A 298-nucleotide genomic window follows, 5' to 3' on the forward strand; every position below is an offset into this window, starting at 1 on the left:
TCCAGATCCTGTTTATTGTTGACGAAATCCATATTGTCACCATTTAAGCGGAGAATGGGCGTGGTAGGATTTTCTTTTTCAAAGTCGAGCATTGCCTTTTCATAATCAAAAGATAATAGCTGTAAATAATCGGGGCTGATATTTTTTTCCTGAGAGCGGCCTCGATGATTAATTCTTGCTAAAAGTGTTTCTAAACTTGCTTGTAAGTAAATCATGATGTTTGGTTTAGGCATGTCCGCTGTTAATATATTGTATATGGCCAAATATTTTGTATAGTCATGAGGCTTTAGTGTGCGTT

General features: G+C 36.2%; 1 protein-coding gene. It reads right to left on the reverse strand.

The window, feature by feature from the left end; translation table 11 throughout:
- A partial coding sequence (locus tag PZE06_RS28155) for a deoxynucleoside kinase (protein ID WP_275792422.1) occupies positions 1-298 on the reverse strand: 298 nt, incomplete at both ends.

Origin of the sequence: Robertmurraya sp. DFI.2.37, from assembly GCF_029211245.1 — a bacterium.
Lineage (GTDB): Bacteria > Bacillota > Bacilli > Bacillales > Cytobacillaceae > Robertmurraya > Robertmurraya methanolica_A.